The sequence below is a fragment of the Marivita sp. S6314 genome (genome assembly GCF_023015985.1).
Lineage (GTDB): Bacteria > Pseudomonadota > Alphaproteobacteria > Rhodobacterales > Rhodobacteraceae > Marivita.
The window spans coordinates 122,665-134,805 of record NZ_JALKAO010000004.1; the positions used below are offsets into that span (position 1 = coordinate 122,665).

Below are 12,141 nucleotides of genomic sequence, written 5' to 3' on the forward strand. Positions count from 1 at the left end.
ACAAACAGACGTGTTCTCGACGGTCATGTAGTAAAGTTAGCGCTAACAGTAAAGGCCCTTCTGCCACGCGAGTGATGCGACCATTTTCGGCAAATTGTACCGATTTCGCCTTCAAGGCGCCCATTTTCCCCATGATTGTCTACGCCAAGGACAAAGAGCAACGCTCCGAAAAGGAGGCAGACCATGAAAACCCTGTTTAAATCCGCCGTAGCCGTCGCGCTGGCGCTGTCGCTGAGCGCATGTGCCAGCACGCAATCCGCCAGCCGGGCCGCGATGCCCGACGACACGATGATGGGGCTGATCCAGCCGGATTACACCATCGACAGCTTTACCGTGTCGGTGCCGAAATCGCTGACCGTCAACGAGCGCAACACCTATTATCCGCGTGGCGATATCGTCTGGCGCGGTGATGCGCTTGGGGATCGGCACGCGCAGGTCAAGGCGATGTTTGAAACATCGCTGCGCGCCGCGGCCCCGCGTGTGCAGGGAAGTCGCCCGGTGCGCGTGGACATCCAGGTGACCCGATTCCATGCCTTGTCGGAAAAGGCGCGGTACACCGTGGGCGGGGTTCACGACATATCGTTCCTGCTGCGCCTGGTGGATGCGGAAACCGGTCTGCAAATCGGGCGGACGAAAGATGTGAGTGCTGATCTTGCCGGATTGGACGGACAGGCCGCGATTGCCGCCGATGCCCGTGGCGACACGCAAAAGAATCGCCTGACGACCCATCTGACCAATGTGTTGATCGAAGAACTGACCGTGCCGGGCGGGCACCGGAACGCAGATCTGGGGCTCTTGCAGCGCATCAACAACCTCTGACGGATTGTAAGGCTTCCCCCTTGGGAGCGAGGGGCGTAAAGGGGACGGTATGACACCGTCCCCTTTGCCCGTACTTCGCCTGAAACCCAAAACCAAGCCGCAGGCGATCCGCCGCGGATATCCCTGGGTCTATGCCAACGAGGTGGTCACCGACCGCCGAACCCGCGCCATGGTGCCCGGAACCATCGCTGTTCTGGAAGATGCCGAACGTCAGCCGCTTGCCTTGGTGGGGGTCAACCCGAATTCCAAGATCATCGGACGCGTTCTGGATCATGCCGACGCGACGGCCCCGGATCAGGCCTGGTTTGCCGCACGGTTGCGCAAGGCGCTGGCCCTGCGGGAGCGGTTGTTTCCGGCCCCCTATTACCGGTTGATACATGCCGAGGCGGATGGGTTGCCCGGGGTGATCATTGACCGGTTCGGCGATATCGCCGTGGTTCAACCAAACGCGGCATGGGCCGAGGGGTTGTTGCCAGAGCTTGCCGCCGCACTGGCCGAGGTCACCGGCGTGACCACGATCCTCAAGAACGCCGGTGGACGCGGTCGCACGCTGGAGGGCTTGGACTCGGACGACGCGGTTCTGCTGGGGCAGGCGCCGACAGCGCCGGTTGCGGTTGAGATGAACGATGCGACCTATATGGCCGATCTGGTCAGTGGCCAGAAAACAGGCCTGTTTTATGACCAACGCCCGAACCACGCCTTCACGGCACGACTGGCCCAAGCGGCGCGGGTTCTGGACGTGTTTTCCCATGTCGGTGGGTTTGGACTGGCGGCACTGGCCGGCGGGGCAGAGCATGTGCACTGCGTGGACGGGTCAGAGGCGGCACTTGGATTGGCGCGGGACGGTGCCGCGCGGATGGGCGCGTCGGACAGGCTCTCCACGACACGCGGTGACGCGTTCGAGGTGCTGACAGGCTTGTCAGAGCACCCGGACCGGTTCGAATTGGTGATCTGTGATCCACCGGCCTTTGCGCCCTCGCACAAGGCCAGAGAGGCCGGGTTGCGCGCCTATGAGCGGATTGCGCGGCTGGCAGCACCTTTGGTGTCAGAAGACGGGTATCTGGTGCTGTGCTCCTGTTCACATGCCGCCGATCTGTCCGCCTTTACCGGGGCCTGCCTGCGCGGCATTGGCCGTGCCGGACGACGTGCGCAGCTCATTCACACCGGTCAGGCCGGACCGGACCATCCCTTGATGCCGCAGCTGGCGGAATCGGGCTATCTCAAAGCGCTGTTCTTTCGCTTGTGAAAGTCCTGCTCGACACGTGCGTGCTTTATCCCACCGTGATGCGCGAAATGGTGTTGGGGGTGGCGGCAGAAGGCCTGTTTCAGCCACTTTGGTCACAGCGCATTCTTGACGAATGGTCTCGCGCCGCGACCAAGCTGGGCCCGCAGGGACAGGTGCAGGCCGATGCCGAAATCGCCATGGTCTCGGCGCGCTGGCCGGATGCGCGGGTGAGCTTCAAACCCTCTGTGTTCGACCGGCTCTGGTTGCCGGACAAGAACGATATCCATGTTCTGGCAGCGGCGATCTGCGGGCATGCCGATCTTATTCTGACGATGAATGCCAAGGATTTTCCACGCAATATCCTTGCCGAAGAAGGGCTGTCGCGGTCAGATCCGGACGGGTTCCTGGTGGGGCTGTATGCGAGTGCGCCGCAGGTCGTGGAATGTGTGGTCAATGCGGTTCATGCCGATGCCAACCGGCTGTCAGATCAACAATGGGAGCGACACCGCTTGCTCAAGAAAGCGCGTCTTCCCCGCCTTGGCAAAAAGTTTACTGGGGGCTGACCAGATTATTCGTACGAATAATCTGGAACCCGTGAAGAAAAAATTAAGTTCAGCGCAGGTAATCCATCGGATCGACGCTGTCGAACCCCTTGCGCACTTCGAAATGCACCCGCGCCGGATCGAATTTCGCAACTTTTGCAATGGCTTGACCCCGGCTGACCGCATCGCCCTTTTTGACGGAAATGCCATCGACATGCGTGTAGACCGACAAGAGGTTGTCAGGATGCCGTATCACCAGAATATTTATCCCGTCGGTGTTGGTCGTGATCGCCGCCACCTGTCCGCTGGCCGCCGCCTTGACGGACGTGCCCACCGGCGCGCCGATATCAATCCCGTCATTGCGGCCCTTGGCATAGGCGCGGATGATGTTGCCCTGCACCGGGAAACTCATCGCGGTGTCCGAAGCGCTTGCCGCTGTTTGACGGCCCACATCGACACTGGGTGCCGCTGTTGCGGCGGCGGCCGGGGCCGGGGTTTCATCCGGCAACGGTTGGGAGGCCGAGGGTGGCTCTGGCGTGGGGGAACCCCGGCCCGGGGCCTGTGGTTCGCTGGAGCGCGGCGGGGCCTGTGTGGCAACCGGGATCAGCAGGAACTGACCCTCGCGCAGCGAGAAATTGCTGTCCAGCCCGTTCCACTCTGCCAGGGCGCGCACCGACACATTGTAAAGTCGGGAGATGGTAAAGGCGGTTTCACCGCGTTTGACCTGGTGGCGCACCGGCTCTGCCCCGGTTTGTGGGGCAGGTGCGGCCGCCGGGGTTGGCGCGGATCGTTCGATGGCGTCGCTGGCCAGCGACGTGATGTCCACCTCCGACGGTGGACGGATCGGTCCTGTGGTGACGGCACCGGTTGCGGGTGATGGTTCAGCCACCCGGCGGGGCAGGGCGATAATCTCTCCCGGGCGCAACGTGTCGCCTGTCTGCACACCGTTGAACCGCGCAAGTTCGTCCGGGGGCAATCCGACGCGGCGGGCGAGTGTGGCCAGCGTGTCGCCTCTTTGCGCCACGGCCACCTGGTAATTGGGATAGGAAATGACGCCCCGATTGTCGGGTTCCGGACGGCTGGCCGTGGCGGCACGCGCCGCATCGGCGGTGTTGAAGCCGCCATTCATCAGGCCGCGCATGTCCAGATCAAGCGGCTCAGAGCACGCCGACACGAAGGCCAGCACCGACAACGAGACGCTCAGCCGAAATATGGGACGGTGATTTGCCGTAGAAAGAACCATGTCGATTTCCTCATATGCGCCGGTTGTGTCCCCGGTCGTCATGTCACGCAGTATGCCCGCTTTAGGCGTCGCGGGCCACCCCTTCGACCAATGGCACAAACCGAACCGGTCGTAACTCGTCATAATCCAGCCCGTCTTCGGTGCGGCGGACCCGGATCAGATGCTGCACCGCATCCGATTGCCCCACCGGAAGCACCATGATCCCGCCCACCTTGAGCTGCGCCAAGAGCGGACCCGGCGGATCTTCGGCGGCGGCCGTGACAAGGATCCTGTCAAACGGGGCCTGATCGGGCAGGCCGAAACTGCCATCGGCGGTGAAGGCCGTCACATTGGTCAGCCCCAGCGCCTCGAACACCTCGCGCGCCTCGCGAACCAGACGTCTGTGCCGGTCGACCGTATACACACGCCGCGCCAGCTGGCTGAGAATGGCGGCCTGGTAGCCGGATCCCGTGCCCACTTCGAGCACCGTGTCCCGCGCCGTCACCTCAAGCGCCTGCGTCATCAGACCCACCACCGAGGGCTGGCTGATCGTTTGGCCGCAGGCAATCGGTAACGGCATGTCCTCATAGGCGCGTTCGGCGAAATATCCCTTGATAAACGGGGCGCGGTCGACGCGTTCCATCGCGGTGAGCACCGCCGCGTTGGTCACGCCCCGGGACCTCAGAGCATAGAGGAACTGCATCTTGAGTTCCGCGTCGTCCATCACGCAAAGGCGTCCCGGAGCGTCGCCAACTGATCCGCCGCCGTCAGGTCGGCGCGCATGGGCGTGACACTGATATAACCCGCCAGGTTTTCATGCGCGTCGCTGCCCGGGTCGGTTGGCGCACGCTGATCGCCGCCCTTGATCCACAAAAAGCGCCGCCCCGACGGAGAGCTGTGGGGTTCGACCGAAAAATGGGTGCCCTTGCGCAGGCCTTGCGGGGTCACGCGGGTGCCTTTGACATCTGCGGCCGGCACCGGGGGGAAGTTCACATTGTAGAACAGACGATAGCCGGTTTGGTCCGCAGGATCAGCGGCAAGAATGCGCCGAACCACCTCGGTTCCGTGGACGCGCGCGGCTTCGAATGGGTCTTCCGCATTCAGATTGTCGGGGCCGTAATACTGCGACAGGGCAATGGCTGGAATGCCTTGCAATGCCGCCTCCATCGCCCCCCCCAGCGTTCCTGAATAGAGCGCGTTTTCGGCCGAATTGTTCCCCCGGTTCACACCGGACAAAACCAGATCAGGCGGGCCGCCATCCAGAACGTCATGCAATCCCGCCAGCACGCAATCCGCCGGGCTGCCTTCGGCGGCATAGCGGTTTTCGCCGCGCATCTGGCTGACCATCATCGGATGGGTATAGCTGATGCAATGGCCAACGCCGGATTGTTCGAATGCCGGGGCCACGGTCCAGACCTCGCCATCGGGGCCGGCCACGGCGGTTGCGATCTCGGACAGGACCTTCAGCCCCGGTGCACTGATTCCGTCGTCATTTGTAATAAGAATGCGCATCTGCTCTGCCTTGCTTTTTTCCTGCATAGGGCAAGCCCCGGCTTGCGGCAAGCGTCCGCCCCTTTGCCGGGGGTGTCATTTTCCAATCTGGAAAATCCCGGATGCGGGGCGCATCCGTCCCGCGCCTAGGCAGACAGGATCTGCGGCAAAAGGCGCTGTGCCTCATCGCGCGGCGCGGCCAGCACATCCCGATCTTCGCCGGGAAAGAACCGCGCGCGCAGCGCGGTGGCCATCGGGTGCGGCGACAGGATCTGAACCTTGGGCCCGGTTGTCACGGTTTCGGCCTGCCAGGATTGCGCCAGCGAAATCTGCGCGCCTTTTGTCGTGCCATAATGGCCAAAGAACTTTTCACCGGCATGGGTGTCGTCAAAGAAGACGGCGCGGCCTTCAGCGGGCAAAAGCGGCGCGATGTAGGGGATCAGGTGCGACAGCGCATCCAGATTGGTGGACAGCGATTTTTGCCAGTCCTTGGCGTCCAGATGGCTGGTCGGAGTCAGCGGCGCTGCATGCACAGCAGTGTGGACCCACAGGTCAATCTGCCCCCAGCGGTCATGGATCGACCGGCACAGCTGTGCCATCGCATCGGCCTTGGTGATGTCCATCGGCGCCAGCGTCGCTGAACCGCCCTTGCCCTGAATGCGGTCGTCAAGATCTTCGAGCCCGCCAACCGTGCGCGCCACGGCAACAACGTGATGGGTGTCAGCCAGCGCCTCGGCTAGGGCGAAACCAAGACCGCGGGAGGCACCGGTGACCAGCGCTACGGGGAGTGTCGTGTCTGTCATATCCTGTCACATGCCTTTTTGCAGACGCCATCGCAAGGGGGAGTGCTTGACTTGATGCTGCAATTGCAGAAATAACAAGGCAACCCATGGGACAGACAAAGGAAACAGTATCATGACGCTTACGCAAGCTGCTCTTGGCAAAACCACATTGACGCGGCAGGTGCTGATGGCGCTTGGCGGCGCGGCTTTTATCGCGATCGCCACGCAAATCTCTGTTCCGTTCTTCCCGGTGCCGATGACCTTGCAGACGCTGGCCATTCTGATCGTCGGCCTGAGCTTTGGCGCGCGGCTAGGGACGGCGACGCTGCTGACCTATCTGGGCTATGGCGCGATGGGCTTGCCGGTCTTTGCCAATGGCATGAACGGTCTGGCCTTTGTTGGCCCAACCGCGGGCTTCCTGTTTGGCTTTGTTCTGATGGCGGGTCTCGCCGGTCTGGCCGCAGATCGCGGGCTGACCAAGGGCGTTGTGTCCACCGCGGCTGTGACGCTGGCCTTGTCGGCGCTGCTGTACCTGCCGGGCATTGCATGGCCGATGGCTGTTGCGTCCGCCACCGGTGTTGAGGCCGGATGGGTTGGTCAGGGTCTTGGCTACTACTGGACGTATTTCACATCGCCCTTCCTGATCGGCGACGCGGTCAAAGCCATTCTGGCGGCGCTGGTGGTGACCGGTGCCTGGAAAGCGCTGAAAGCGCGCCAGTCCTGAAACCTGACCATCTGGTAAAATTGCAAAACCCCCGCCGATGCGGGGGTTTTTCTTTTTTGAGGGTAAGGTGGGGGCGCTGCCCCCGTCCGCCTTTGGCGGACTCCCCCGAGGTATTTTTGAAACAGAGACGAGCAGGCCCCGGTTATTCGGCCGCTTTCATCTGGAAACCTTTTTGCAGCATGTCCGAGGGTTCCACCGGGTATTCGCCCGAGAAACAGGCGTCGCAATATTGTGGCGCGGCCGGGTTGCGGCCCTGTGCTTCGCCGACAGCGCGGTAAAGACCATCGAGGCTGATGAATTTGAGGCTGTCCACACCGAGGTGGCTGCGCATTTCGTCCTCGGACATGGTGGCGGCCAGGAGCTTTTCGCGCTGTGGCGTGTCGACGCCGTAAAAACACGGCCAGGCTGTGGGGGGCGATGCGATGCGGAAATGCACTTCGGCAGCACCGGCATCCAGGATCATTTCCTTGATCTTGCGGCTGGTGGTGCCGCGCACAACGGAATCGTCGACAAGGATCACCCGTTTGCCACGGATCAGCGCGCGGTTGACGTTGAGCTTGAGGCGCACGCCCATGTTGCGGATCTGCTCGGTCGGCTCAATAAACGTCCGGCCCATATACTGGTTGCGGATGATGCCCATGCCGTAAGGGATGCCCGACTCGTGCGCGTAGCCGATCGCCGCCGGTGTGCCGCTGTCGGGTACGGGGCAGACGAGGTCGGCATCCACCGGGTTTTCGCGCGCCAGTTCGACGCCGATCTGGCGGCGCGTTTCATAGACGGACTGGCCGCCGATGATGCTGTCAGGCCGCGAGAAATAGACGTGTTCAAAGATGCAGAAGCGCGATTTCTGCGGGCGGAACGGGCGGATCGAATCGACGCCGTTCTTGGTGATTACCACCATTTCGCCGGGTTCGATTTCGCGCACGAACTCTGCGCCGATGATGTCGAGCGCGCAGGTTTCCGAGCTGAGCGCCCAGCCGTCCCCGACTTTGCCCAGAACCAGCGGCCGGACCCCTAATGGGTCGCGCACGCCGATCAGCTTGGTGCGGGTCATGGCCACGACCGAAAACGCGCCTTCGACGCGGCGCAGCGCGTCTTCCATGCGTTCGGGGATGTTGCGCTGCAGGGACCGCGCCATCAGGTGGATGATGCATTCGCTGTCGCTTGAGCTTTGGAAGATCGAGCCGCGCTCGATCAGTTCTTTGCGCAGGGCGTCGGCATTGGTGATGTTGCCATTATGGGCAATCGCCGCGCCGCCCATGGAGAATTCGCCGAAGAAGGGCTGCACGTCGCGGATCTGCGTCTGGCCTTTCGATCCGGTGGTGGAATAGCGCACATGGCCGATGGACAGTTCGCCGGGCAGGGTCTCCATCAGCTTTTGCGAGGTGAAATTGTCGCGCACATAGCCGAAGCGGCGGGCAGAGTTGAACCCACCGTGATCGGGATCATAGGCGACGATGCCGCCGGCTTCCTGACCGCGATGTTGCAGGGCGTGTAACCCGAGGGCCACGAAATTGGCGGCGTCGGTCACGCCGATCACGCCGAATATGCCGCATTCCTCCTTTAACTTGTCATCATCAAAGGGATGGGCGGGAGGCATCTGAGTATCGGACAAACCGGGGCTCCGAATCCGTGGCAGCAGAGATCGCCCTCTCCATAGGCGGTTGTTCCGCGCCTGTCACGTCACGATCCTGGATTGACGCCGCCTTGTGACGGAAAGAGCGCCCTTTGATCGGTGACCCGGCGACCGGAGAAACCAACTGGCTTTTCGGTCACCGGGCCGGAATTGCCTCCGGAGGCAATCGGAATCGCTGTCAACCAAAGAGCCGCTGCAGCAACGTCGGGGATTTGCGCCGGTCGGCGGGGAGGGGGTGCAGCATCGCGTGGGCCTGCTGGCTGCGCAGCTTGCGACCGCGGTCCATGTAATAGCCGGTGTCGATGGAGCCATCTGGGCGGGTGCGGATTTTGCTGTCCATGTCTGTTGTCCTTCCTTGGTGTTGAAGCAAGTGTGCCTGACGCGATGGGCAGGCGCTTGAAGGTGGTCTTGAGAGACCCTTGTGATTTGCCGGGGATTCCCTTGCGTTTGCTGAATTGTCTTGAGTGGACGCCGTTCCGGGCTCAGCATGCGAGTGTGATTTACAGTTTTGCAGACAGTGAGATCGACGTGGACGCCCATACGCTTCGGCGCGGCGGGCAGGAGGTTCATGTCGAGCCGCAGGTGTTTGATGTATTGCACCTGCTGGTGTCACATGCCGGTGACATGGTGAGCTATGATACCCTGATTGACGTGGTCTGGGACGGGCGCATCGTGTCTGACGCTACGGTGGCCGCCCGGATCAGTGCGGCGCGTGCGGCGGTTGGCGACACCGGGCGGACGCAGGACATCATTCAGACCATCGCGCGGCGCGGGATCAAACTGATTGTGCCGGTTCATGCGCATGATACGGATCCGCAGAACAGCCCCACAACCGGTGTCCCGACGCAAACCATCCGGATGACCACGTCGCAGGACGGCAGTGTCCTTGCGTGGTCGTCGCTTGGCAAGGGAACGCCGCTTTTGCGGGCCGGGCATTGGCTGACTCATCTGGAAAAGGATCTGACAAGCAGCATCTGGGGTCCGTGGATTGACCGATTGTCCAGCCGTCACCAGTTGGTGCGCTATGATCCGCGCGGGACCGGTATGTCTGCCCGGGACTGCGGCGCCATCAGCGTGCGAAACGGTGTGGAGGACATGCTTGCGGTTGCGGATGCTGCGCGGCTGGAGCGGTTTTCGATACTGGCGTCGTCGCAAAGCGCGGCGATTGCGTTTCATTTTGCGGCCCGGTTTCCCGACCGTGTCGATAAGATCGTCACCTGCGGGGCATTTATCCAAGGATCCTGCGTGCGCGATCCGGCATCGGGCAACGTGATGACGGATGCCTTGGCGGTGATGATCAAGGAAGGGTGGGGGAACCCCGACAGCGGGTACATGCGGTCGGTCGGCACGTTGTTCATGCCAAGCGCCACGGATGGTGAGCTGTCGGATATCCTTGAGCTTCAGGCGGCATCCGCCAGTTCAGAGCGGGCTATCGAAATCAGAACGTGCTGTGCCTATTATGACGAAATTCCGGTTCTGGCGCGTGTGGGGGTGCCGGTGCTGGTTGCGCATGCCATTAATGACAGCGTCCACCCGTTTGGTCAGGCCCAGCTGATTGCCAGCCATTTACCGGATGCCCGGCTTTTGCCGCTGGAGACAACCAATCACCTGATGTCGCCCCGTGAAGCGGCGTTTGATGTGTTTATGACTGCGCTGGAGGCGTTTCTGGAATGATCAGGCGTCGTTGGCGCCCGGTGCGTCACACACGCCGACCAGGGCTTCGTATTGTGCGGTGATCCAGCCCAGCGCCTGTTCGGGGTTCTGGTCTTCGATCTGGCCGGTGAAGCGGCTGAAGACGACGGCAGAGCGGCTGTCGTCGATCATGGCGATGTCCTGTGTGGTGATGACCACTTCGTACACAAAGAACGCCACAGCCACGAGCAGAACGCCGCGCGCGACGCCGAAGAGGAAGCCGAGCGCCTGATCCAGCCCGCCAAGCGCCGAGCGTTGCACGAGGGTTGAAAAGAGCGGTGTGAAGAAAGACATGATCACCAGCGCGATGGTGAACACGGTGGCAAAGCCGCCAATCACGCTGAGTTCGCAACTGCCGGTCATGAATTCGCCAATCACCGGGATTTCGGTCATCAGGGGGCGCAGTTGCGGGCCGAACATGAAGCCCAGAACAGCCGCTGCGATCCAGCCGAGGATCGCCATGCCTTCGCGGACGACGCCGCGCGAATAGGCAAGCAGCGCCGAGAGCACGATGACGACAGCGACAACGCCGTCAATAATGGTAAACCCTTCCATCGGCCTCTTGCCCTTCTCTTATCCTGTGGCGCTACCCTGCGCCGAACACATCACCAACAAAACTTGCCAAAGCGTCAATCTCGGTGGCCTTGAACCCGTCACGGGGCACCGATTTGCCCCCCTTTGGCACAATCGCGGCGGTAAAACCAAGTTTTTGTGCTTCTTTCAACCGATTTTCGGTCTGCCCGACAGGACGCAGCGCGCCAGACAGGCTGATTTCGCCGAAGACAACGGTCTCGGGTGGCAGGGCGATGTCTTCGCGGGCGGACAAAAGCGCGGCTGCAACCGCAAGGTCGGCTGCGGGTTCGCTGATCTTCATGCCGCCTGCAACGTTGAGATAAACGTCCATTCCGGTGAACGGGATGCCACAGCGGGCTTCGAGCACCGCCAAAATCATGGCCAGCCGCCCGCCATCCCAGCCGACAACGGTCCGACGCGGTTGGCTGTGTGGCGTGGGGGCCACAAGCGCTTGAAATTCAACGAGGACCGGGCGCGTGCCTTCGATCCCGGCAAACACCGCAGAGCCGGGAGAGGGATCACCGCGTTCGCTGAGGAACAGGGCCGAGGGATTCGTGACCTCGGACAGGCCCTGACCGGTCATTTCGAACACGCCGATTTCATCCGCCGGGCCAAAGCGGTTCTTGACGGCGCGCAGGATGCGGAACTGGTGACCGCGTTCGCCTTCGAAATAGAGCACCGTGTCGACCATATGTTCGACGACGCGGGGGCCTGCGATCTGGCCGTCCTTGGTGACGTGGCCGACCATCACGATGGAGGTGCCGCGCCGTTTGGCAAAGCTGGTCAGCTCATGCGCGGAGGCGCGGACCTGGGCGACGCTGCCGGGGGCAGAGGTCACGTTGTCGGCCCACATGGTCTGGATCGAGTCGATGATCGCGAGATCGGGCTTTTCGTTTTCCAGCGTCGTAAGGATGTCGCGCAGATTGGTTTCGGTGGCGAGTTTCACAGGGGCTTCGCGCAAGCCAAGCCGCGCGGCGCGCATGCGGACCTGTGCGCTGGCTTCCTCGCCCGAGATGTAGATGACCTTGAGGCCCGCATTGGCGAAAGCGGCGGCGGCTTGCAGCAGTAGCGTGGATTTCCCGATGCCGGGATCGCCGCCGACCAAGAGGGCTGAGGCGGGAACCAATCCGCCGCCCAAGACACGGTCAAGCTCGGCCAGTTTGGACGTTGTGCGGGGCGGGGGCGCTTCATCGCCGGACAGATCGCTGAGCGGCAGGGACCGGCCTTTGGATGCGCCCAACGTCTTGGAGGCCGGGCCAGCGGCAAGCGGGACCTCTTCAACAATGGAGTTCCATTCGCCACAGGCATCGCACCGCCCCGACCATTTGGTCGTGGTGTTGCCGCAGCTTTGACAGACAAAGGTTGCTGATGCTTTCGCCATGCCGCGCTTGTGGCGCAAGCCGTGGAGCGCTGCAAGCGGCGGTTTTCCGGTATG

The 12,141-nt window shown here is 62.3% G+C and carries 13 protein-coding genes; 5 read left to right on the forward strand and 8 right to left on the reverse strand.

Annotated features, from left to right (window positions below; translation table 11 throughout):
• The first annotated feature begins 183 nt into the window (after positions 1–183).
• The 3 genes from MWU54_RS12805 to MWU54_RS12815 are packed head-to-tail and all read left to right on the forward strand — an operon-like array spanning position 184 to position 2,607.
• Positions 184–819 (forward strand): DUF6778 family protein, encoded by a 636-nt coding sequence (locus MWU54_RS12805; RefSeq protein ID WP_247084401.1) that lies wholly within the window; start codon positions 184–186, stop codon positions 817–819.
• Positions 820–868: 49 nt separating this feature from the next.
• Complete coding sequence (locus tag MWU54_RS12810; RefSeq protein ID WP_247084403.1) at positions 869–2,065, forward strand: class I SAM-dependent rRNA methyltransferase; 1,197 nt, start codon at positions 869–871, stop codon at positions 2,063–2,065.
• Positions 2,062–2,607, forward strand: coding sequence for a PIN domain-containing protein (locus tag MWU54_RS12815; protein ID WP_247084412.1), 546 nt, complete (start codon positions 2,062–2,064; stop codon positions 2,605–2,607). Before MWU54_RS12810 ends, MWU54_RS12815 begins: the two co-directional genes overlap by 4 nt.
• A gap of 49 nt (positions 2,608–2,656) precedes the next feature.
• Here the strand turns inward: MWU54_RS12815 and MWU54_RS12820 are convergent, their stop codons facing one another.
• The 4 genes from MWU54_RS12820 to MWU54_RS12835 form a co-directional block, all read right to left on the reverse strand.
• Positions 2,657–3,829 carry a LysM peptidoglycan-binding domain-containing protein gene (locus tag MWU54_RS12820; protein WP_247084970.1) on the reverse strand — a complete coding sequence of 391 codons (1,173 nt, stop codon included), beginning with the start codon at positions 3,827–3,829 and terminating at the stop codon, positions 2,657–2,659.
• A 61-nt stretch (positions 3,830–3,890) separates the two neighbouring features.
• Positions 3,891–4,532 (reverse strand): protein-L-isoaspartate(D-aspartate) O-methyltransferase, encoded by a 642-nt coding sequence (locus MWU54_RS12825; protein WP_247084972.1) that lies wholly within the window; start codon positions 4,530–4,532, stop codon positions 3,891–3,893.
• Positions 4,532–5,320, reverse strand: coding sequence for a 5'/3'-nucleotidase SurE (gene surE, locus MWU54_RS12830; RefSeq protein WP_247084414.1), 789 nt, complete (start codon positions 5,318–5,320; stop codon positions 4,532–4,534). The genes MWU54_RS12825 and surE overlap by 1 nt, the downstream gene beginning before the upstream one ends.
• Positions 5,321–5,445: 125 nt before the next feature.
• The gene (locus tag MWU54_RS12835) at positions 5,446–6,102 is read right to left on the reverse strand and encodes an SDR family oxidoreductase (RefSeq protein WP_247084416.1); all 657 of its coding nucleotides are present in this window, start codon (positions 6,100–6,102) and stop codon (positions 5,446–5,448) included.
• A gap of 112 nt (positions 6,103–6,214) precedes the next feature.
• Between MWU54_RS12835 and MWU54_RS12840 the strand changes: the two genes are divergently transcribed.
• Positions 6,215–6,805, forward strand: coding sequence for a biotin transporter BioY (locus tag MWU54_RS12840; protein ID WP_247084418.1), 591 nt, complete (start codon positions 6,215–6,217; stop codon positions 6,803–6,805).
• A gap of 142 nt (positions 6,806–6,947) precedes the next feature.
• On the opposite strand, the gene purF is transcribed toward MWU54_RS12840, so the two are convergent.
• Both purF and MWU54_RS12850 read right to left on the reverse strand, forming a co-directional pair.
• Positions 6,948–8,405 (reverse strand): amidophosphoribosyltransferase, encoded by a 1,458-nt coding sequence (gene purF, locus MWU54_RS12845; RefSeq protein WP_247084974.1) that lies wholly within the window; start codon positions 8,403–8,405, stop codon positions 6,948–6,950.
• Positions 8,406–8,619: 214 nt separating this feature from the next.
• Complete coding sequence (locus MWU54_RS12850; RefSeq protein WP_247084426.1) at positions 8,620–8,781, reverse strand: hypothetical protein; 162 nt, start codon at positions 8,779–8,781, stop codon at positions 8,620–8,622.
• Between the two features lie 101 nt (positions 8,782–8,882).
• Here MWU54_RS12850 and MWU54_RS12855 point away from each other — a divergent pair, with 101 nt between their 5' ends.
• Positions 8,883–10,115 (forward strand): alpha/beta fold hydrolase, encoded by a 1,233-nt coding sequence (locus tag MWU54_RS12855; RefSeq protein ID WP_247084429.1) that lies wholly within the window; start codon positions 8,883–8,885, stop codon positions 10,113–10,115.
• Here the strand turns inward: MWU54_RS12855 and MWU54_RS12860 are convergent, their stop codons facing one another.
• Both MWU54_RS12860 and radA read right to left on the reverse strand, forming a co-directional pair.
• Positions 10,116–10,688, reverse strand: a complete 573-nt coding sequence (locus MWU54_RS12860; protein WP_247084431.1) for a CvpA family protein — start codon at positions 10,686–10,688, stop codon at positions 10,116–10,118. It lies immediately after the preceding gene.
• A 31-nt stretch (positions 10,689–10,719) separates the two neighbouring features.
• On the reverse strand, positions 10,720–12,087 hold the full coding sequence (gene radA / locus MWU54_RS12865) for a DNA repair protein RadA (protein ID WP_247084440.1): 1,368 nt from the start codon (positions 12,085–12,087) through the stop codon (positions 10,720–10,722).
• Positions 12,088–12,141: the final 54 nt, after the last annotated feature.

Bases quoted from the DNA above. Each gene is read 5' to 3' on its own strand.
- MWU54_RS12805 (WP_247084401.1), top strand. From the start codon at position 184: ATGAAAACCCTGTTTAAATCCGCCGTAGCCGTCGCGCTGGCGCTGTCG.
- MWU54_RS12810 (WP_247084403.1), top strand. From the start codon at position 869: ATGACACCGTCCCCTTTGCCCGTACTTCGCCTGAAACCCAAAACCAAG.
- MWU54_RS12820 (WP_247084970.1), bottom strand. From the start codon at position 3,829: ATGGTTCTTTCTACGGCAAATCACCGTCCCATATTTCGGCTGAGCGTC.
- MWU54_RS12825 (WP_247084972.1), bottom strand. From the start codon at position 4,532: ATGGACGACGCGGAACTCAAGATGCAGTTCCTCTATGCTCTGAGGTCC.
- surE (WP_247084414.1), bottom strand. From the start codon at position 5,320: ATGCGCATTCTTATTACAAATGACGACGGAATCAGTGCACCGGGGCTG.
- MWU54_RS12835 (WP_247084416.1), bottom strand. From the start codon at position 6,102: ATGACAGACACGACACTCCCCGTAGCGCTGGTCACCGGTGCCTCCCGC.
- MWU54_RS12840 (WP_247084418.1), top strand. From the start codon at position 6,215: ATGACGCTTACGCAAGCTGCTCTTGGCAAAACCACATTGACGCGGCAG.
- purF (WP_247084974.1), bottom strand. From the start codon at position 8,405: ATGCCTCCCGCCCATCCCTTTGATGATGACAAGTTAAAGGAGGAATGC.
- MWU54_RS12850 (WP_247084426.1), bottom strand. From the start codon at position 8,781: ATGGACAGCAAAATCCGCACCCGCCCAGATGGCTCCATCGACACCGGC.
- MWU54_RS12860 (WP_247084431.1), bottom strand. From the start codon at position 10,688: ATGGAAGGGTTTACCATTATTGACGGCGTTGTCGCTGTCGTCATCGTG.
- radA (WP_247084440.1), bottom strand. From the start codon at position 12,087: ATGGCGAAAGCATCAGCAACCTTTGTCTGTCAAAGCTGCGGCAACACC.